Annotated in this window: 18 protein-coding genes; 15 read left to right on the top strand and 3 right to left on the bottom strand. The window is 45.9% G+C overall.

The genetic code is table 11. The features are described 5' to 3' along the window. Positions 1 to 498: 498 nt before the first annotated feature. The 12 genes from KWJ01_RS15880 to KWJ01_RS15825 all read left to right on the top strand — a co-directional run bounded on the left by KWJ01_RS15880 (position 499) and on the right by KWJ01_RS15825 (position 12,123). Complete coding sequence (locus KWJ01_RS15880) at positions 499 to 1,224, top strand: GNAT family N-acetyltransferase (RefSeq protein ID WP_224997698.1); 726 nt, start codon at positions 499 to 501, stop codon at positions 1,222 to 1,224. Further along, positions 1,221 to 2,420, top strand: coding sequence for an argininosuccinate synthase (locus tag KWJ01_RS15875; RefSeq protein ID WP_224997697.1), 1,200 nt, complete (start codon positions 1,221 to 1,223; stop codon positions 2,418 to 2,420). The genes KWJ01_RS15880 and KWJ01_RS15875 overlap by 4 nt, the downstream gene beginning before the upstream one ends. Then, positions 2,417 to 3,385 (top strand): N-acetyl-gamma-glutamyl-phosphate reductase, encoded by a 969-nt coding sequence (argC, locus tag KWJ01_RS15870; protein ID WP_224997695.1) that lies wholly within the window; start codon positions 2,417 to 2,419, stop codon positions 3,383 to 3,385. The genes KWJ01_RS15875 and argC overlap by 4 nt, the downstream gene beginning before the upstream one ends. Positions 3,386 to 3,390: 5 nt before the next feature. Continuing rightward, positions 3,391 to 4,197, top strand: coding sequence for a pyrroline-5-carboxylate reductase (gene proC / locus KWJ01_RS15865; RefSeq protein ID WP_224997694.1), 807 nt, complete (start codon positions 3,391 to 3,393; stop codon positions 4,195 to 4,197). 130 nt (positions 4,198 to 4,327) lie between these two features. Beyond that, positions 4,328 to 5,476, top strand: coding sequence for an aspartate aminotransferase family protein (locus KWJ01_RS15860; protein WP_224997693.1), 1,149 nt, complete (start codon positions 4,328 to 4,330; stop codon positions 5,474 to 5,476). After that, positions 5,473 to 6,414 (top strand): N-acetylornithine carbamoyltransferase, encoded by a 942-nt coding sequence (locus KWJ01_RS15855; RefSeq protein WP_224997691.1) that lies wholly within the window; start codon positions 5,473 to 5,475, stop codon positions 6,412 to 6,414. Before KWJ01_RS15860 ends, KWJ01_RS15855 begins: the two co-directional genes overlap by 4 nt. Positions 6,415 to 6,680: 266 nt before the next feature. Beyond that, positions 6,681 to 7,289: a hypothetical protein gene (locus tag KWJ01_RS15850; RefSeq protein WP_224997690.1), complete on the top strand. Its 609-nt coding sequence runs from the start codon at positions 6,681 to 6,683 to the stop codon at positions 7,287 to 7,289. Positions 7,290 to 7,348: 59 nt separating this feature from the next. Continuing rightward, positions 7,349 to 8,128 (top strand): acetylglutamate kinase, encoded by a 780-nt coding sequence (gene argB / locus KWJ01_RS15845; RefSeq protein ID WP_224997689.1) that lies wholly within the window; start codon positions 7,349 to 7,351, stop codon positions 8,126 to 8,128. Continuing rightward, positions 8,119 to 9,192, top strand: a complete 1,074-nt coding sequence (locus KWJ01_RS15840; RefSeq protein WP_224997688.1) for a M20 family metallo-hydrolase — start codon at positions 8,119 to 8,121, stop codon at positions 9,190 to 9,192. Before argB ends, KWJ01_RS15840 begins: the two co-directional genes overlap by 10 nt. A 13-nt stretch (positions 9,193 to 9,205) precedes the next feature. Next, positions 9,206 to 10,549, top strand: coding sequence for an argininosuccinate lyase (gene argH / locus KWJ01_RS15835; protein ID WP_224997687.1), 1,344 nt, complete (start codon positions 9,206 to 9,208; stop codon positions 10,547 to 10,549). A 160-nt stretch (positions 10,550 to 10,709) separates the two neighbouring features. Next, the gene (locus tag KWJ01_RS15830; protein ID WP_224997686.1) at positions 10,710 to 11,399 is read left to right on the top strand and encodes a DUF421 domain-containing protein; all 690 of its coding nucleotides are present in this window, start codon (positions 10,710 to 10,712) and stop codon (positions 11,397 to 11,399) included. Positions 11,400 to 11,424: 25 nt separating this feature from the next. Beyond that, positions 11,425 to 12,123, top strand: coding sequence for a DUF421 domain-containing protein (locus tag KWJ01_RS15825; RefSeq protein WP_224997685.1), 699 nt, complete (start codon positions 11,425 to 11,427; stop codon positions 12,121 to 12,123). A gap of 30 nt (positions 12,124 to 12,153) precedes the next feature. Here the strand turns inward: KWJ01_RS15825 and KWJ01_RS15820 are convergent, their stop codons facing one another. After that, positions 12,154 to 12,699 (bottom strand): VOC family protein, encoded by a 546-nt coding sequence (locus KWJ01_RS15820; protein ID WP_224997684.1) that lies wholly within the window; start codon positions 12,697 to 12,699, stop codon positions 12,154 to 12,156. A 165-nt stretch (positions 12,700 to 12,864) separates the two neighbouring features. After that, entirely contained in the window at positions 12,865 to 13,164 is a 300-nt protein-coding gene (locus tag KWJ01_RS15815; protein WP_224997681.1) for a Dabb family protein, read from the bottom strand. A 137-nt stretch (positions 13,165 to 13,301) separates the two neighbouring features. On the opposite strand from KWJ01_RS15815, the gene KWJ01_RS15810 reads away from it, so the two are divergent. Together KWJ01_RS15810 and KWJ01_RS15805 are read left to right on the top strand one after the other, a co-directional pair. Further along, entirely contained in the window at positions 13,302 to 14,519 is a 1,218-nt protein-coding gene (locus KWJ01_RS15810; RefSeq protein ID WP_224997678.1) for a tyrosine-type recombinase/integrase, read from the top strand. Positions 14,520 to 14,580: 61 nt separating this feature from the next. Further along, positions 14,581 to 15,573: a hypothetical protein gene (locus KWJ01_RS15805; RefSeq protein ID WP_224997677.1), complete on the top strand. Its 993-nt coding sequence runs from the start codon at positions 14,581 to 14,583 to the stop codon at positions 15,571 to 15,573. A gap of 379 nt (positions 15,574 to 15,952) precedes the next feature. On the opposite strand, the gene KWJ01_RS15800 is transcribed toward KWJ01_RS15805, so the two are convergent. Beyond that, entirely contained in the window at positions 15,953 to 16,549 is a 597-nt protein-coding gene (locus KWJ01_RS15800; RefSeq protein ID WP_224997675.1) for a hypothetical protein, read from the bottom strand. 241 nt (positions 16,550 to 16,790) lie between these two features. Here KWJ01_RS15800 and KWJ01_RS15795 point away from each other — a divergent pair, with 241 nt between their 5' ends. Further along, a complete protein-coding gene (locus KWJ01_RS15795) occupies positions 16,791 to 17,063 on the top strand; it encodes a hypothetical protein (protein WP_224997673.1) in 273 nt (90 codons plus the stop codon). Positions 17,064 to 17,089: the final 26 nt, after the last annotated feature.

The following is a 17,089-nucleotide window of genomic DNA, read 5'->3' as shown; positions in this document are numbered from 1 at the left end:
TTGAATAAATTTATTATTCTACATTTGTACACAAATGACAGCACTAAACGCACATACGCCCCTTTTTTTAACAGACGCCCTGTCTGTGTGTGCTGCTGTTATTAGCCCCCGACGTACACCCCGTCGCCCCTAACGGGCGACATTAAATACATAGCGGAAGCCGTGCACTTCTGCAATCTCAGACCCCAGCATATTTCTTCTTAACAAGAGTTTCTCTTTCATTCATTCTATTTCCAGTTAAGGAATTGAAGACATCTAAACTACATATCCTTTTTGCCGTTGAGCAGGCCTCCGCAGGGCTTTCAGCCGGGCCGTTACAGGATTGTACTTTTTATGCTACAGTGCACCACCGACGACCCGTGGTGTGCCGACCCGCGGGGTGCATACCCACAGGATCTAATCCCCCGGGGTGGATATAATCTGGGCGAAGCTTCGTGCTTTGCTTGCTCCACTTATTTTCTTCTTCCTTATTACTTACCCTATTACTACTAATACCCAATGAAAGTGACCATTGTGGAAGCTGGTGCACAGCATATAAAATACGCAGAACAAATTTGTGAAGAACTTGCCCTTTCTGCAGCGGCAAGGGGAACAGGTATTGCTCGTCGCAAACCTGAATATATTATGTCTAAAATGGCCGAGGGCAAAGCGGTAATTGCCCTGGTAGATGATAAGCTGGCTGGTTTCTGCTACATAGAAACCTGGAGCCACGCTAAGTTCATTGCCAACTCAGGCCTTATTGTGCTGCCTCAGTATCGTCAGCTGGGGCTGGCAAAAAAAATCAAGCAGGCAGTTTTTCGCCTGTCGCGCAAGAAGTATCCCGATGCTAAGATCTTCGGCATTACCACCAGCCTGGCGGTAATGAAGATCAATTCAAGCCTGGGCTATAAGCCGGTTACTTTTTCGGAGCTAACGCAGGACGAGGAGTTCTGGAAGGGCTGCACCAGCTGTAAAAACTTCGACATCCTTACCCGCAACGAGCGTAAAATGTGCCTTTGCACAGGTATGCTCTACGATCCTGCCCAGGAAAGCAAAATGGCAAAGATCAATAAAACGGTTAATAACCTGAAGGAACTGATCAAGCCAAAACAGCAGCAACAGCCGCAGCTAAAAGAGCAGCTGGTGGAAATACAGCAGGATGACAGGGGGATTGCTAAAATGGGCAAGTTAGCCGGCAGCCTTAAGCAACTTTTTAAAGCAAAACAACCAAAACTACAGTCATGAACAATAAAGTAGTACTGGCCTTTAGCGGCGGTTTAGATACCTCCTATTGCGTTAAGTACCTCAAGGACGACAAAGGGCTCGAAGTACATACCGCTACGGTAAACACCGGTGGTTTCAGTACCACAGAGCTGGAAGCAATTGAACGTAACGCTATGGAGCTGGGTGCAGCTTCCTATGTTACACTGGAAGAAACAGAAGCCTATTATCAGCAGTGCGTAAAGTATCTGATCTTTGGCAACGTATTACGTAATGGTACCTACCCCTTATCGGTAAGTGCCGAGCGTGTGTTCCAGGCCATTGCCATTGCTAATTATGCCAGGAAAATTGGCGCTTCCTATATTGCGCATGGCAGTACCGGGGCCGGTAACGACCAGGTACGCTTCGATTTGGTTTTTCATATTCTTTGCCCCGAGATCCAGGTAATCACGCCTATCCGCGATCAGTCGCTTTCGCGCCAGGCAGAGATTGACTACCTCACCGCAAAAGGTGTAAAGCGCGACTGGACCAAAGCACAATACTCCATTAATCAGGGCCTTTGGGGCACCAGCGTGGGTGGTAAGGAAACCTTAACCTCTCACCAGCCGCTGCCAGAGCATGCTTACCCTAGCCAGCTAAAAAAAGCAGAACCTTCTGAAGTGGTGCTCCATTTTGAAAAAGGCGAACTGGTAGGTGTAAATGATGTATTCGGTGACCCGGTAAGCAACATTCAGTATCTTGAAGAGCTGGCTGCCCCCTATGCCATTGGCCGAGATTATCATGTAGGTGATACTATTATCGGTATTAAAGGCCGTATTGGTTTTGAGGCTGCTGCCTCATACGTAATCATAAAAGCACACCACCAGCTCGAGAAGCATACCCTTACCAAATGGCAGCTCTACTGGAAAGAGCAGCTGGCCAACTGGTACGGTATGATGGTACACGAAGGCACCTTCCTGGACCCGGTAATGCGCAACATCGAGAAATTTCTGGACGATACCCAAACCAACGTAAGCGGTAAAGTACGCGTGGCCCTGATGCCATACCGTTTCCAGGTGCAGGGCATCGAATCGGAGCACGACCTGATGAACAGTACTTTCGGCAAATACGGCGAGGAGAACAACGGCTGGTCTGGCGAAGATGTAAAAGGATTCACCAAAATCATGGCCAATAGCCTGAAGATATACCATGCTGTAAATCAAAACCAGCAGGAAGCATGATTACGGCAGGCATCATAGGCGGCACAGGCTATACCGCCGGCGAGCTGATCTGGTTACTCCTGCACCATCCTGCTGCTGAACTGAAATTCGTATACAGCAATAGCCAGAGCGGCAAAGCCGTCACTTCTGTACATACCGATCTGAAAGGCGATACCGACCTGAAATTCAGCAATGAAATTCAGGAGGTAGATGTCATATTCCTGTGCCTGCCGCATGGCAAAGCAAAGGAGTTTCTGCAGGAGAACCCTGTATCTGATAAAACCAGGCTTATTGACCTAAGCAATGATTACCGCCTGGGCCTAAAGCTGGGCGATAAGTCTTTTACTTACGGATTGCCTGAGCTGGACAAAGAAGCCATCATGGGCAGCAACTATGTAGCCAACCCCGGCTGCTTTGCTACCGGCATTCAGCTGGCGCTGCTGCCCCTGGCCAGGGAGCGGCTGCTAAAGGATGAAGTACATGTGCATGCCATCACCGGCTCTACCGGTGCCGGTGCAGGACTTTCGTCTACCACGCACTTTAGCTGGCGCAGCAATAACCTGTCGGTGTACAAAGCATTTCAGCACCAGCACCTTGATGAAATTAAGCAGAGCATCAGGAAGCTGGATAGTGGGTTTAAACAGGAGATTAATTTTATACCACTGCGCGGCGATTTTGCACGCGGTATTTTTGCCAGCATCTATACCAATGCTGACCTAAGTCTGGAGCAGGCCTACCAGCTGTACGAGCAATACTACCGTAATGCGCCTTTTACTGTGGTGAGCCGGGAGGAAATCAGTCTGAAGGAAGTGGTGAACACCAACCGCTGCTTTATACAACTGCAGCAGCACGGCAAGAAGCTACTCATCATAACGGCCATTGATAACCTGCTGAAGGGAGCCTCCGGCCAGGCCGTGCAAAACATGAACCTGATGTTTGGGCTGGAAGAAACTGCCGGCCTTAAGCTGAAATCTACAAAATTTTAAACCACATGCAGCATACTAAAATTGCGGTTCTGGGCGGCGGGAACCTTGGCGTAGCCATAGCCGAAGGCCTCCACAGCAATGGTAAGTACAGGGCCGAAGATATTTTTATTACCCGCCGTAACACCAAAAGTATTCAGCACCTAAGCACAAAAGGGCTGCAGGTAACCTCCGATAACCTAAGGGCTGTGAAGGAAAGCCGCTGGATACTTTTATGTGTACAGCCCGGCCAGCTGAACGAGCTGCTGGAAGAAATAAAGCCTTACCTCAATCCCGAGCAGCATGTGCTCATCAGCGTCATCACCAGCATTACCATCAAGCATATTGCCGATGTGGTGGGAGAGGAGTTTCCCATTATCCGCAGCATGCCTAACACCGCCATTGCCATTCATGAATCCATGACCTGCCTGGCCTTTAATAAACGCTCGCAGGGGGTAAAAGAAGAAGTGCAGGAGATGTTCGATTGCCTGGGCAGCACCCTGGTGATTGAAGAAGAGCTGATGGCGGCCGCCACTGTGCTTTGTGCCAGCGGCATTGCCTTTTACATGCGTTTTATACGCGCTGCCACCCAGGGAGGCATACAGCTGGGATTTGATTCTGAAGATGCGCTTAAGATTGCCGTGCAGGTAAGCAAAGGCGTATCGGGGCTGCTGGCCCATAACCACTCGCACCCGGAGCAGGAGATCGATAAGGTAACCACCCCCCGCGGTTGTACCATTGCCGGCCTCAACGAAATGGAGCACCAGGGCTTTAGCCCCGCCTTTATCAAGGGACTGGTAACTTCTTACGAACGGATTCTGAATATGCGGAAGTAGGGATGGGTATGAGCTGTGAGGTATGGGGTATGAGCTGCTGTTCCTCCATTTGCAGTTCGTACCTTAGGCTTCTGCCTTTGTCCATTGTCTAAAATCTATTGTCTAACATCTCACTTCTTACCTCTCCAATATGGAACTTTTTGATGTTTATAAAATGCTGCCAGTGGAGCTGGCATACGCCAAGGGCTACCATGTGTACGATACCCAGGGCAACGAGTACCTGGATTTTTATGGCGGCCATGCGGTGATCTCCATAGGCCACAGCCATGTTAAATACATTGCAGCCCTTACCAAGCAGCTGCACGAAATTACCTACTACTCCAACGCAGTAGAATTTAAGCTGCGCAACGAAGTGGCGCAGAAGCTTGGTGAGCTCTCCGGATACAACGATTACCAGCTGTTCCTGTGCAATTCAGGTGCCGAAGCTATTGAAAATGCCCTGAAGCTGGCTTCTTTCCAGAATGGCAAAAAGAAAATAGTAGCCTTCAAAGGAGGCTTCCATGGCCGTACCTCTGCAGCAGTGAGTATTACCGACAACCCTAAAATTCAGGCCCCGGTAAACGAAGGCGGCGAGGTGGTGATCCTGGAATCTGAAAACATAGAGTTGCTGGAGAAAACACTTGCCGCAGGCGATGTATGTGCAGTGGTAATTGAAGGCATTCGCGGTGTAGGCGGTATCTATGTGCCAAGCACCTCATTTCTGAAAGCAATTGAAGAACTTTGTGCAAAGCACGAAGCTGTGTTTATTTGCGATGAGATCCAGTCGGGCTACGGCCGTACGGGTAAATTTTTCGCCCATCAGCATGCAGGTGTAAAACCTGATTTGATTACCGTTGCCAAGGGAATGGCCAACGGTTTTCCGGTGGGTGGCGTACTTATTCACCCAAAATTTAAACCAAAGTACGGTATGTTGGGTACTACCTTTGGTGGCAACCCATTAGCCTGTGCCGCCTGTATGTCGGTACTTGATGTGCTGGAGAAGGAGGAGCTGGTAGAAAACGCAGCCAAAGTGGGTAAATACCTGCGGGAGCAGCTGGAGGCCATTCCTGCCATCAAAGCTGTGGTGGGCGAGGGGCTGATGCTGGGCCTGGTGTTCGAGGGAGATGTGAAAGAAATTCAGAATGCCCTGGTAGAAGAAGAGCGGGTGTTAACCGGCAGCTCCTCCAGGCCAAACGAAATCAGGCTGTTGCCGCCATTAACGATTGATGTACCGGCTGTTGATGACTTTATCGCCAAACTTAAGAAAGTAGTCCCCCATGGGGTGCCTGTAGAAAAATGAGAAAATTCACCTCTGTTCACGATGTTCCAGACCCCGCCCAATGGCTGTGGGAAGTAAAAGAACTAAAGCAAACCCCCTACGCCCATAAGAAGCTGGGGGAAAATAAGGTACTGGGACTTATCTTTTTAAACCCAAGCCTGCGCACCCGCATGAGTACCCAGCGGGCAGCCTATAACCTGGGCATGCAGGTAATGGTATTGAACATGGGCCAGGACAGCTGGCAACTGGAGTGGGAGCAGGGCACCATCATGGACGGTGCCGCCCAGGAGCACGTGAAGGAGGCAGTAAATGTTATATCGCAGTACTGCGATATCATAGGCGTACGTAGCTTTCCAGGTCTGCAAAATAGAGAAACAGATTACCATGAAATGGTGCTGAACAAATTTATCCAGCACAGTAAGGTGCCGGTGCTGAGCCTGGAGAGTGCTACAAAGCACCCGCTGCAGGGCTTTGCCGATTTGCTCACCATTGAAGAATACAAAAAGAAACAGCGGCCAAAGGTGGTACTAAGCTGGGCGCCGCATCCCAAAGCACTGCCACAGGCGGTGCCTAACTCATTTGTAGAGTGGATGCAGGCCGGGGAGGTAGACCTGGTGATTACCCATCCCGAAGGCTACGAGCTGGATCCCGCTATTGTAAAAGACAGCCCTGTGGAGTACAGGCAGGATAAAGCATTTGAGGGAGCAGATTTCATCTATGCCAAAAACTGGAGCAGCTATCAGGAGTACGGTAAAATTCTATCGAAGGACCCTGCCTGGACCATCACCGAGCAAAAAATGGCGCTTACTAATAGTGCTCACTTTATGCACTGCCTGCCCATTCGTCGCAACGTTATTGCCACCGATGCGGTGGTAGATAACAGCATCGTGATTCCACAGGCCGAAAACCGCCTCTGGACCGCTCAATTGGTGCTGAAAAAAATGCTGGAGAGTCTTTGAAACGAAATGTACCGCAACCTGATATCATGCAGCAGCTCCCGTAGCGTCGTTATAGTATAACGACGTGGTGGAGGCGGGCAGCTAGGTAAATCATGAACAGGTAGATTTCAGGTTTATAGCAGCTTTGCTCTTGTTTCAGGTTGTGTGGTTAGTAGTTTTGTTTCTGCTTTTTCGCTACCACGTCGTTGTACTACAACGACGCTACAGGACGGGCAGCATGATAGAATTGCTTCTTCATCATTTAGGGCAAGAACTTAATTTAAGACATGAAAAAACTAACTATTCTCATACTTGGCCTGTGGCTTGCAACTGCCTGTAACCAGTCAGGGAGCGAAAAAGCCGCAACCAAATCAGAAGAAGCATTAACAGAAGTAGAAGGCCCAATGGTAGCTGCAGATGATATCAGGGAAAATCGACCTGCACCAACGGAAGTTGAAAAGAAAGGCGAAAAAGTTGATTTTGATTTTTTAACAGAATGTGATGCACTTGAAACCTGGCAGGGTGCCATACAGGGAGTGGAAGCGTCTGGAAATCCCGGTATCTATGTCATGGGCCAGTGCGCTTCCAACAGGCATTACGATGTGATTGTCCACAGCAACAATAACATAAAGCTGGGAGATGCCACGGATACCAAGAGCGGAGATATCAGGGAGGGCTTGTCCGGCGCCACCTACTATGCTTTTGAAATCCCTAAAAAGGAAGCAGTTGATCCTGAAGATGAGTTTGAAACCTTTGATTACGTTTTTCCAAGTGAGGTAAGGGTATATCAGCGTTTCGAGGATGGCTGGTACCTGATTAACCGCAAAAGGGTCAACTCATTTGAAGAGCTGGGCAGCTTAAAACTGAACACCATTCAACAAAACCCGGCATCTTAGCCTGTTAGCAAAGTCTGATCAGGCCCTGATTGTTGCCTGAACCTGAAAAGATCAGCCAAATGAAAAATGTAACCATCGTAAAAATAGGCGGGAATGTAGTAGACAGTCCCGAACTGCTGCAGGAGGTACTGCATAAGTTTACACAGCTGCAGGGCAATAAACTGCTGGTGCATGGTGGTGGCAAACTTGCCACCCAGATGGGCGAAAAGCTGGGCATCAAGGCACAGATGGTAGAAGGCCGCCGCGTAACCGATGCTGAAACCCTGCAGATCGTTACCATGGTTTATGGCGGGGGCATCAACAAGCGTATAGTGGCCCTGCTGCAGTCGATGGGCTGCAATGCCATGGGCCTCACCGGTGCCGATGGTAATTTAATTCCAGCCCACAAACGTCAGAAGGGCGATCGGGACTGGGGCTTTGTAGGCGACTTCGAAACCTCCAATATTAATGTAGCGCTGCTGGAGCGCTTATTTGCAGCAGGCATCACACCGGTTATAGCGCCGCTTACGCACGATGGGCAGGGCAGTTTGCTCAATACCAATGCCGATACCATCGCGTCTGGCCTGGCCGTTGCACTGAGCAAGAGCTTCAAAGCAGACCTGGTCTACAGCTTTGAAAAGAAAGGAGTGCTAACGGATATCAACCAGCCCGATTCTGTTATTACTAACATTAATCCTTCCAGCTACAGCCAGTATAAGCAGGAGGGGGTAATTGCCGATGGCATGATCCCGAAGCTCGATAATGCCTTTAATGCCATCGAAGCAGGAGTAAGCAGTGTCAGGATCTGCTATGCCACCGATATTGCCGACCTGGAAAGCGGAACAACGCTATGCCTGTAGAAGATTTAGATACCCTGCATGGGGAGGCTGTTGAGCTCCTGAAAGCCCTGATCAGTACCCCTTCTTTTTCACGAGAAGAAGGGCCAACGGCAGATTTGATAGAAGCCTTTCTCAGGAAACATGGGCAGCAGCCACAGCGGCAGGGCCATAACGTCTGGTGCGTGGCCGAAAACTATGAGGCTGCAGCACCAATCCTGCTGCTCAACTCACACCATGATACCGTAAAGCCCGTAGCCGGCTGGACGAAAGACCCTTTTGAGCCCCTGGTAGCTGGAGATACATTATATGGCCTGGGCAGCAATGACGCGGGTGCTTCGGCAGTCTCTTTACTAGCAGCTTTTCTCTACCTAAGCAGGCAGCCAAAACTCCCCTATAAGCTTATTGTAGCCATTACGGCAGAAGAGGAAGTTTCCGGGCAGGGAGGCGTGCAATCTATTTTACCACTGTTAGGAGAGGTGGCACTGGCTGTAGTAGGTGAGCCTACCTCATTAGATCTTGCCATTGCTGAAAGAGGTCTGATGGTGCTCGATTGTGTGGCCCGGGGCAGGGCAGGGCATGCTGCCCGCAACGAGGGTGATAATGCTATTTATAAAGCACTGGCCGACATTGAATGGTTTCGCACCCACCAGTTCTCAAAAACATCTGAAGTGCTGGGACCGGTTAAAATGTCGGTTACACAGATACAGGCCGGCACCCAGCACAACGTAGTGCCGGATGAGTGCCGTTTTGTGGTGGATGTGCGCACCAATGAATGCTACCGCAATGTAGAACTGCTGGAGCTTATTCGGCTGCAGGTTGCTGCCGAAGTCACTCCCCGTTCTACCCGCTTGAATTCCTCCGGTATTGCACCCGATCATCCGCTGGTGCAGAAAGCCCGGAGCATGGGCATGGCGCTTTATGGCTCACCAACTCTATCGGACCAGGCGCTGATGCCGTTTCCATCTGTAAAACTAGGCCCCGGCGACTCTGCCCGCTCGCATACGGCCAACGAATACATACGGCTTTCGGAAATCAAAGCCGGCATAGCGCGCTACATTGCGCTTTTAGAAGACCTCCATTTTTAAACCACACGCTGCCATGAAACTCTGGGACAAAGGATTTACCGTAGAAAATAAAATAGAAAGCTATACCGTAGGCAAAGACCGCGAGCTTGACATTTACCTGGCCCCTTACGATGTGCTGGGCTCCCTGGCCCATGCCACCATGCTGGAATCGGTTGGCCTCATAACCAAAGAGGAGCTGCATCAGCTAAAGCAGGGCCTGCAAAGCATTTACCAGCAGATTCAGGAGGGTAAATTCAGCATACAGGAAGGTGTGGAAGATGTGCACTCGCAGGTGGAGCTTCAGCTTACACAGCAATTGGGCGATGCAGGCAAGCGGGTGCACACCGCACGCTCGCGTAACGACCAGGTGCTGGTAGACCTGAAAATGTACCTGCGGGCAGAGGTAAAAGAATTGGTAGGGCTGGTAGAGGAGTTGTTTGACACCCTGTTACAGGGAGCAGAACAGCATAAAGAAGTGCTGATTCCCGGCTATACCCACCTGCAGGCGGCTATGCCTTCTTCCTTTGGCCTGTGGTTTTCGGCCTATGCCGAGCTACTGGCCGATGATCTGCGCCTGCTCCATGCCGCTTATGGTATCATCAACCAGAACCCGCTGGGTTCTGGTGCCGGTTATGGATCTTCGCTGCCCATTAACCGCACCCTTACCACCAAGCTGCTGGGCTTCGATAGTATGCACGTAAATGTGGTGAACGCACAGCTCTCCAGGGGAAAAACAGAACTTAGCCTGGCTTTTGCCATGGCTGGTATCAGCCATACGCTAAGTAAGCTGGCCATGGATGTTTGCCTTTACAACAGCCAGAACTTTGGCTTTCTTGCCCTTCCTGATGAGCTTACCACCGGCTCCAGCATAATGCCCCACAAGAAAAATCCTGATGTGTTTGAGCTGATGCGCGGCAAGAGCAACCGGCAAATGGCGCTGCCCAACGAAATTATGATGCTTAGCGGCAGCATGCCCAGTGGCTACCACCGCGATTTTCAGCTGCTGAAGGAAATTCTTTTTCCGGCCCTTGAAGAATTGAAGAGCAGCCTTAGCATTTGCAGTTATATGCTGCAGCGGGCAAAGGTAAATCCGGATGCCATCAAAGACGAAAAGTACAAATACATATACAGTGTAGAGGAAGTAAACAAGCGGGTAATGGCAGGGGTGCCTTTCCGCCAGGCCTATAAAGAGGTGGGTACAGCCATAAGCGAGGGCACCTACCAGCCAGAACTTCAGGTACAGCACACCCACGAAGGGAGCATTGGTAATCTGCAACTGGACCTCATCCGTCAGAAGTTCAGGAATGTACAGCAGCAGTTCAGTTTTCAGCAGTGGGAAGAGGCGTTTGAAAGGCTGCTCTCAGCAGATAATGGATAATTAGTGTTGTAATTAATTTTAAAGATTTTATTGCTGAATGGGCGCCTGTTGTAATAGGTGCCCATTTTTTTCTATAAATGGGGTATGAAATCAAAAGTTTAATAAAAAATACCGGAGAGTGTCGCAACATTAGCAAGCTGTCATTAGTCTATTTTTTGATATGGAGAAAGATGAAATCAAACTTAGTGACTGGGAACGCCTGCTGATAGGAAACAACCCCTGGGGGTTTATGGTAGAAGTTTTTCTTCGAACACTCGTCATTTACCTTTTTATAATAATTGTGATGCGCCTGCTGGGCAAAAGGATGAATGCCCAGTTAACCATTACAGACCTGGCCGTAATGCTTACCCTTGGTGCCATTGCCTCGGTGCCCATGCAGGCCTTCGACAGGGGCATTTTACCAGGTATTATCCTGCTCTTTTCAATTCTGCTTTTGCACCAGGGCCAAACCATCCTTACCTATAAAAACCGTAAAGCAGAAATACTTACCCAGGGCAAGATATCACTCCTGATCAAAGATGGGGTGATAGATACAAAACATTTAAAAGAATTGCGGATCAGCAAGGATCAGATCATGGCCGCCTTAAGATCTAAGGGCGTTCGGCACCTGGGGCAGGTAAAAAGGCTATACTCCGAAGCCGACGGTCATTTTAGTTTGTATAAACTGGCAGAATCAAAACCTGGCCTGTCTGTATATCCAAGAGCTGATGGCGGGTTGCCTCCAGCGACCAAAAAAATTGATCGTCACAGAGCCTGTGGCTATTGTGGTAACATGGTTGATCAGGACAGTGACTCCCGGGATGAATGCAGCAACTGTGGCAACAGGGATTGGGTGCCTGCTATTCAATAATCGATAATATTAATAAATAACAATAATGAATACAGCAGACGCGGAACTGTGGGATTGGATGCGAATTCTCATAGGAGACGGTGTACCACCCATATTTTTGCTTGAGGTTGTTCTCCGGATTGTAGTTGTTTACCTGTTACTTATTTTTAGTATGCGGATCATGGGCAAGCGTATGTCGGCGCTGATCAGCAGAAACGAAATGATTGCCATGATATCACTGGCGGCGGCCGTTGGTATACCCATACAAGATCCTGAAAGAGGCTTATTGCCTGCGTTTATCATTGCAGGGGTAGTGATTGGCGTACAACGCATCGTTTCAACAAATACCATGAAAAACCCGGGCTTTGAGAGCCTGGTGGTAGGGAATGTAGGTTCGCTTGCGGCCGATGGCCGTCTGGAGCTGGTAAACATGCGGAAGAGCAGGGTAACACGCGAGCGTATGTTAACCGAAATCAGGCTGAAGGAGGTTGTGAGCCTGGGGAGGGTGCAGCGGGCCTACCTGGAAGCCAATGGTTCGTTTACCATCTATCTCCATGAAGATCATGAACGAGAAGGGCTTTGCATTTTACCCGGCTGGGACAAGGAATATCTTGATGAACTGCAGGTGGTAGACGGAAAATATGCCTGTGGCAGCTGTGGCAATATGCTTGAAAGCCAAAAAAAGCCAGACGAGAAATGCGGCCACTGTGGGCATAACGAATGGTACAAAGCCGTAAAGGCATAAGCTGCCTCAAGGCTGCCTGATAATTAATCTTCAGGGTTTGCCACGCAGCAAGGCAGCCTCCGTCAGGGGTTCGGTTTGGCCGTTCCATTTGGGGGAGCCGAAGGGCTGATCTCTTACATCCCAGTAAACTTCCATCTTATTCTCATCAGGATCTTTAAAATACAGCGACCAGCTGATCTTATTATCCGACATCTCAAATCCATCTACATCCTTAAGCTTTTGGTAAGCCTCCACCAGGCCTGCATGATCTGATACCTGAAAAGCTATCTGCTGCAGTATTCGCTGCTCCTGCTCGGGGAGGTTCTGCTTCTGGATCAGCACCAGCTGGTGGTGGCTGTTGGTGCTGCTTAGGAAATAACGAGTTTCGCCTTCGTGGGTGGTTTTCTCCTTTAGCTCCATCTGCAGGTATTGCCGGTAAAAACGGAGAGAGGCTTCTGCATCTGAAACCCGAACCATAATATGCCCCAGCACAGGGGCCTTTTGCTGCTCATCTGCAGCCGGTAAAGTAGTTGGATCAGGGGCTGTAAAAGCAAAAAAAGCGAGCAGTGCAAGGCAAAGTCCAGATAGCTTATTCATAGGTTTACGATAAAGGTATCACCTATAAATATGCTATCCGGGCCTATATTGTTTAGTAAAGCCTGAAAAAGGCAGCTAAGATGGCTGATGCCTATAATAAAGCGGGTACACCAGTCATATTGACCTAAGTCAGTTTTAGCCCGGCATGCTTGCGGCAGACCGGTGTTAATCAACCGAATCGTACACCACCACCTTTGCCCACAGGTGAGAGCACTCCTTCACAAACCGCTCATGAACAGGGTGAGTCTGGTAAGTCTCCTGGTCTTCCAGATCATCAAATATCAGCAGCAGGGAGAATGCATAGCCTCTTTCAATAACAGGACGGTTGGTACTGGCAGGCACGCCTACATGAAAGGTACGGATAACATCAATTTTTTCAAGCTCCAGCAGTCCTTCTTCCAGCTGGTTTCTGTCTTCGGACGAGTCGGGGTTCTTTAACCAGAAAAAAACGTGGTGAACAAACATAATTTGTATATTTGGTTTTAGGTTTCAAAAATGGGCTTTAAATATGTTTAGAAGCCGTTTTTGCAATTCGATTTACAAAGATAGATTTTATACTTGTCTTCAAAAGTTTTACTAATTCTTTACTAAATTTTACTGCGATGGATAAGACCAGAAACATAAAACGTGACCTCTACAACATCAGTGCAAAAACTGGTATAGGTACAATCTATATCTATTACAGTAAAGGTGGTAAGATAAAAAGGTTTCCAACAGGTGTAAAGGCTTCAGCCGATAAATGGAATATTGAAACATGCCAGCCGAAACGAGGCGCACTATCTAAATCAGATGCTGCCATTGTTGATAAAATTTACAACACCATTCATCAAATTATTACCGACCACCAATATAAGTACAATGAGTTGCCAGAGGTTGCCCATATAGAACAGGCTTTAGATAAACCAGCCAGTACCACGGAAGATATACACGAACTACTTCAGGAGTATATTAAAATTAAGCAGGAGAGGACAGAAAAAACAAGTGCCTACTCACTTATTTATGTAGCAAAGGATTTGAAAGAAGCTGAAGAACATCTGGGCATCAAATTAACATTGCATAACCTTACCTACGATTTTATTCAAAAGTTCGTGGACTACTGTTTGAATGTTAAAAAGAAGATACAGGCTAATACATTGGCTGGTAGAATACAGGCTATCAAAGAATTTGTTAAATGGCTGGATAAAAAAGAAATCAGCCACAGCATTAAGCCCGAAAATTGGGAAAAGATAAAAAAGAATAAAGGCGTAATTGTTTGTCTGGAAAGGGAAGAATTAGATGCTATCATTAAATACCAGCCTACTAACGAACGTGACCAGCTAATAAAGGACACTATAATATTTCTGTCACATACGGGTATGCGTATCGGTGATATGAAACAGGTAACCAGGGAGAATTGTAGGCATGGTAAAATTCAGATTATACCTGAAAAAACCAAAAGCAAAAACATCAAAGCTATTATTCCTATCACTAAAAATGTTCAGGATATTTTAGATAAGTACGATTACCAGCTACCTACATTTAACAATCATGTGAATGATTTTATAAAAGCATTTTGTAAGAATATTCCAGAACTCCATAAGCCAGAACCCTATGTAAAAGTTACTGGTAAAAAAGTGGAAGAGGGTACAGCACCTAAATACAGTTTATTGAGTAGTCACGATATTGGGCGCAAGACATTCACCAACTTATGTATACAGAAAGGTGTGCCACTGACTACCATATGCGGTGCAACTGGTCATCAGAAAATTGATACCATTATCCAGCACTACGCAGATAAATACGCCAATGCTTTGCCACAGCTGAAGAACGTATTTGAGTAGTACTGATTGTATTGTTCTTGTCTCTGTTGTTATGTACCTTTAAAGTAAGATAGCCAAACATATGACAAAGGACGATATAAAAGGTGTAGTTGATGAAATAGTCGATACAGGAAAAGGAGTAGTGGGAACAGCAATGGATAGATTTAAAAGTCCATTAATTGGTTCACTATTAATATCATTAATAGTTCTCCTGTGGAAGCCAATAATTTTTTTGATTCTTTCAGATAAAAGAATTGAAGACAGAATTACTTATATAGAGAATAGATTTGATTATGAATGGTATTATTTTCTGATACCAGTAGCTGTAACAGCTTTCTATGTTGTAGGGGTGCCATTTATAATGTGGGGTGTGGGTAAAATATTGAACATTCCCAAAAAAGGAGTTCTTGCGGATGAAATCAAATTTGAAGATGATAGACAGGAACTTCTAAGTAAGAAAAATACAAATGATACAATAGCAAGCCTTGAAAAAGAATTGTTGAGTAGTAAGCAAGAAATTCAAAAACATTTAGGGAGAATTGATGTCATGCAGGGAGAAATTGATGTGTTGCGGCATGAAATCACTAAGCACGTACAGGTGCAGCAGGTATTAAAAGATGAATTGAAAAATGAAAAAAATCATGTTCAAGGACTTAAAAGCCTAATAGAAAGAAATGTAAAAGATGACAATGAAGTTTTTACGCAGGGTTATGGAAACAGTCGTGACTTTGAGTTGTTTAAGACCTCTGAATTGTTTAGTCATTTTATGGAAGTTGGGTTGTCAGTGATGAAGGATAAACGATTTCCCGATACAATAAATGTTAATATAAAGCAGGGATTTGTTATTGCTGGTATTGTAAAATTGGTTGATAATCATGGGGAAGTTGTGGATTTCACAGAAAGGGGTAAAGGTTTTTGGAATGCCTATGTTGGTGATGATTTTAAAATAAAAGAAGATGATGAACGGATTCATCCTGCTAAATTAGCCCATAAACTAAATGAAGCACGTGACCTGGGTGTAGGTCTCAATGATGTGATGGGAAGTCTGGCAAACAATCCGAGAAAGAAGAAATAAAAAAGGTGTGTAACTGGATAAGCCAAAACCAGAAACACACCCATAGCTAACGGCTAATACAACAATACAACAAAGAATTTAAATAGGGGAGTAGCACCAGCGATATGCAGTACCAGCACTGCCCCCTTATTTGACTGAAAAATGAACGAAACGAAGTTTTATTTAATCTGGTCTGCAAGTACATGTATTGAGTATCGCAGGAATTCAGATAGGGTAATGTTGTATTTTTTGAGTAGTGGTAACAGTTTTTCTTTTTCTGCATCACTTACCACAACAGACAATTTATATTTTGGAGTAGTATTAAAACCTTCAGCTTTTAAAGTTTGGCGGTTGTACTTATTTACGATTTGTTGAAACTGCATCTGGTGTAGAGTATTTTTTATTTAAGATTGTAGCGTTGTACAGTATTTTTAAATGTCCTTAAATCAAAGTCTGTTTGCTGTATCAGTTCATTTAATTGTGATGGGTTGAATATTCTATATAGTAAGAACTTGCTGTTGTGGTCAGTGTATACCATATCTCTAATAGAGTTGATTGACTCCCACAGCCTTAATTCTTTCTTGTTAAGGGTAATCTTCAGGCTTTCTAAATAAGCTAAACCAGCATGATTTATTGATGCTTTACCCTTGCTTACTGTGATATGATGCAGTAACCCACGGTCACCAACAAACTGATTAAAAGAGTTAATAAGGGTATCAACGGTTGCAATGTCGCTTGCTTCTTTATCCGTTAGTTTAATCTGCTTTCTAAGGTCAACACCTACCGCTAACTGTTCTTGAAAGCTTGTTAACGATTCAGCTTTCTTATTTTTAAGGAATTGTGCAATATCCGATACCTCAACCTCTAATAAGGTTTTACCCTCATATATGCGTAATACGCTATTATCAACTGTTTTTAGTTGCTGGTTTACGGTCTCTACAATCTCATTTAGACGTTTAGTTGCTGTTTTAAATTCATCTGTTATAAAAATTTTCATTAGTTATTTATTAATTTTTTGTTTGCCCTATACCTATATAAATACGGAATTCGGATTTGTTTCCGAAAAACTACCGATTTAACACTATTATACTCTATAAAAATCAAAAGTTTTATTAAAAATATTTTTTATTTTTTTCAAACAAAGCCTGTTTTTAGAGTATAAAAGATAAACAAACTTCAACTAACTACTTTAAATTGGTAGAGGGGGGGAATAACTCACAAAAAATAAATTAATAACAATGAGAAAGCACAACTGGACACCAGAAAGCAAAGCAAAAATGGTAGCTAAACAACTGGCGACTAAAAAAGAACGTGGTTACCATACGGTTAAATTCACGTATGAACAAGCGCAACAGATGCGCCATTTATCTAAAAATAGAGTGTATACGAATGTTGAAATAATGAAGATGTTTAACGTTTGTAAACCGACATTTTACGCAATACTGAAAGGTGAAATTTATAGCGAAAGTAATCCAACTCACCTAAAAGCAATGCCGAATTTTGGTGAATAACCTATAAAAATTAATGATATGAATTG

It is taken from the genome of Cesiribacter sp. SM1 (genome assembly GCF_020178975.1).
Lineage (GTDB): Bacteria > Bacteroidota > Bacteroidia > Cytophagales > Cyclobacteriaceae > Cesiribacter.
This window is presented reverse-complemented; position numbering and strand designations above follow the sequence as displayed.

What these genes read in the sequence shown, in the direction of transcription:
- KWJ01_RS15880 (WP_224997698.1), top strand. Translation starts at nt 499, where the DNA reads ATGAAAGTGACCATTGTGGAAGCTGGTGCACAGCATATAAAATACGCA.
- KWJ01_RS15875 (WP_224997697.1), top strand. Translation starts at nt 1,221, where the DNA reads ATGAACAATAAAGTAGTACTGGCCTTTAGCGGCGGTTTAGATACCTCC.
- argC (WP_224997695.1), top strand. Translation starts at nt 2,417, where the DNA reads ATGATTACGGCAGGCATCATAGGCGGCACAGGCTATACCGCCGGCGAG.
- proC (WP_224997694.1), top strand. Translation starts at nt 3,391, where the DNA reads ATGCAGCATACTAAAATTGCGGTTCTGGGCGGCGGGAACCTTGGCGTA.
- KWJ01_RS15860 (WP_224997693.1), top strand. Translation starts at nt 4,328, where the DNA reads ATGGAACTTTTTGATGTTTATAAAATGCTGCCAGTGGAGCTGGCATAC.
- KWJ01_RS15855 (WP_224997691.1), top strand. Translation starts at nt 5,473, where the DNA reads ATGAGAAAATTCACCTCTGTTCACGATGTTCCAGACCCCGCCCAATGG.
- KWJ01_RS15850 (WP_224997690.1), top strand. Translation starts at nt 6,681, where the DNA reads ATGAAAAAACTAACTATTCTCATACTTGGCCTGTGGCTTGCAACTGCC.
- argB (WP_224997689.1), top strand. Translation starts at nt 7,349, where the DNA reads ATGAAAAATGTAACCATCGTAAAAATAGGCGGGAATGTAGTAGACAGT.
- KWJ01_RS15840 (WP_224997688.1), top strand. Translation starts at nt 8,119, where the DNA reads ATGCCTGTAGAAGATTTAGATACCCTGCATGGGGAGGCTGTTGAGCTC.
- argH (WP_224997687.1), top strand. Translation starts at nt 9,206, where the DNA reads ATGAAACTCTGGGACAAAGGATTTACCGTAGAAAATAAAATAGAAAGC.
- KWJ01_RS15830 (WP_224997686.1), top strand. Translation starts at nt 10,710, where the DNA reads ATGGAGAAAGATGAAATCAAACTTAGTGACTGGGAACGCCTGCTGATA.
- KWJ01_RS15825 (WP_224997685.1), top strand. Translation starts at nt 11,425, where the DNA reads ATGAATACAGCAGACGCGGAACTGTGGGATTGGATGCGAATTCTCATA.
- KWJ01_RS15820 (WP_224997684.1), bottom strand. Translation starts at nt 12,699, where the DNA reads ATGAATAAGCTATCTGGACTTTGCCTTGCACTGCTCGCTTTTTTTGCT.
- KWJ01_RS15815 (WP_224997681.1), bottom strand. Translation starts at nt 13,164, where the DNA reads ATGTTTGTTCACCACGTTTTTTTCTGGTTAAAGAACCCCGACTCGTCC.
- KWJ01_RS15810 (WP_224997678.1), top strand. Translation starts at nt 13,302, where the DNA reads ATGGATAAGACCAGAAACATAAAACGTGACCTCTACAACATCAGTGCA.
- KWJ01_RS15805 (WP_224997677.1), top strand. Translation starts at nt 14,581, where the DNA reads ATGACAAAGGACGATATAAAAGGTGTAGTTGATGAAATAGTCGATACA.
- KWJ01_RS15800 (WP_224997675.1), bottom strand. Translation starts at nt 16,549, where the DNA reads ATGAAAATTTTTATAACAGATGAATTTAAAACAGCAACTAAACGTCTA.
- KWJ01_RS15795 (WP_224997673.1), top strand. Translation starts at nt 16,791, where the DNA reads ATGAGAAAGCACAACTGGACACCAGAAAGCAAAGCAAAAATGGTAGCT.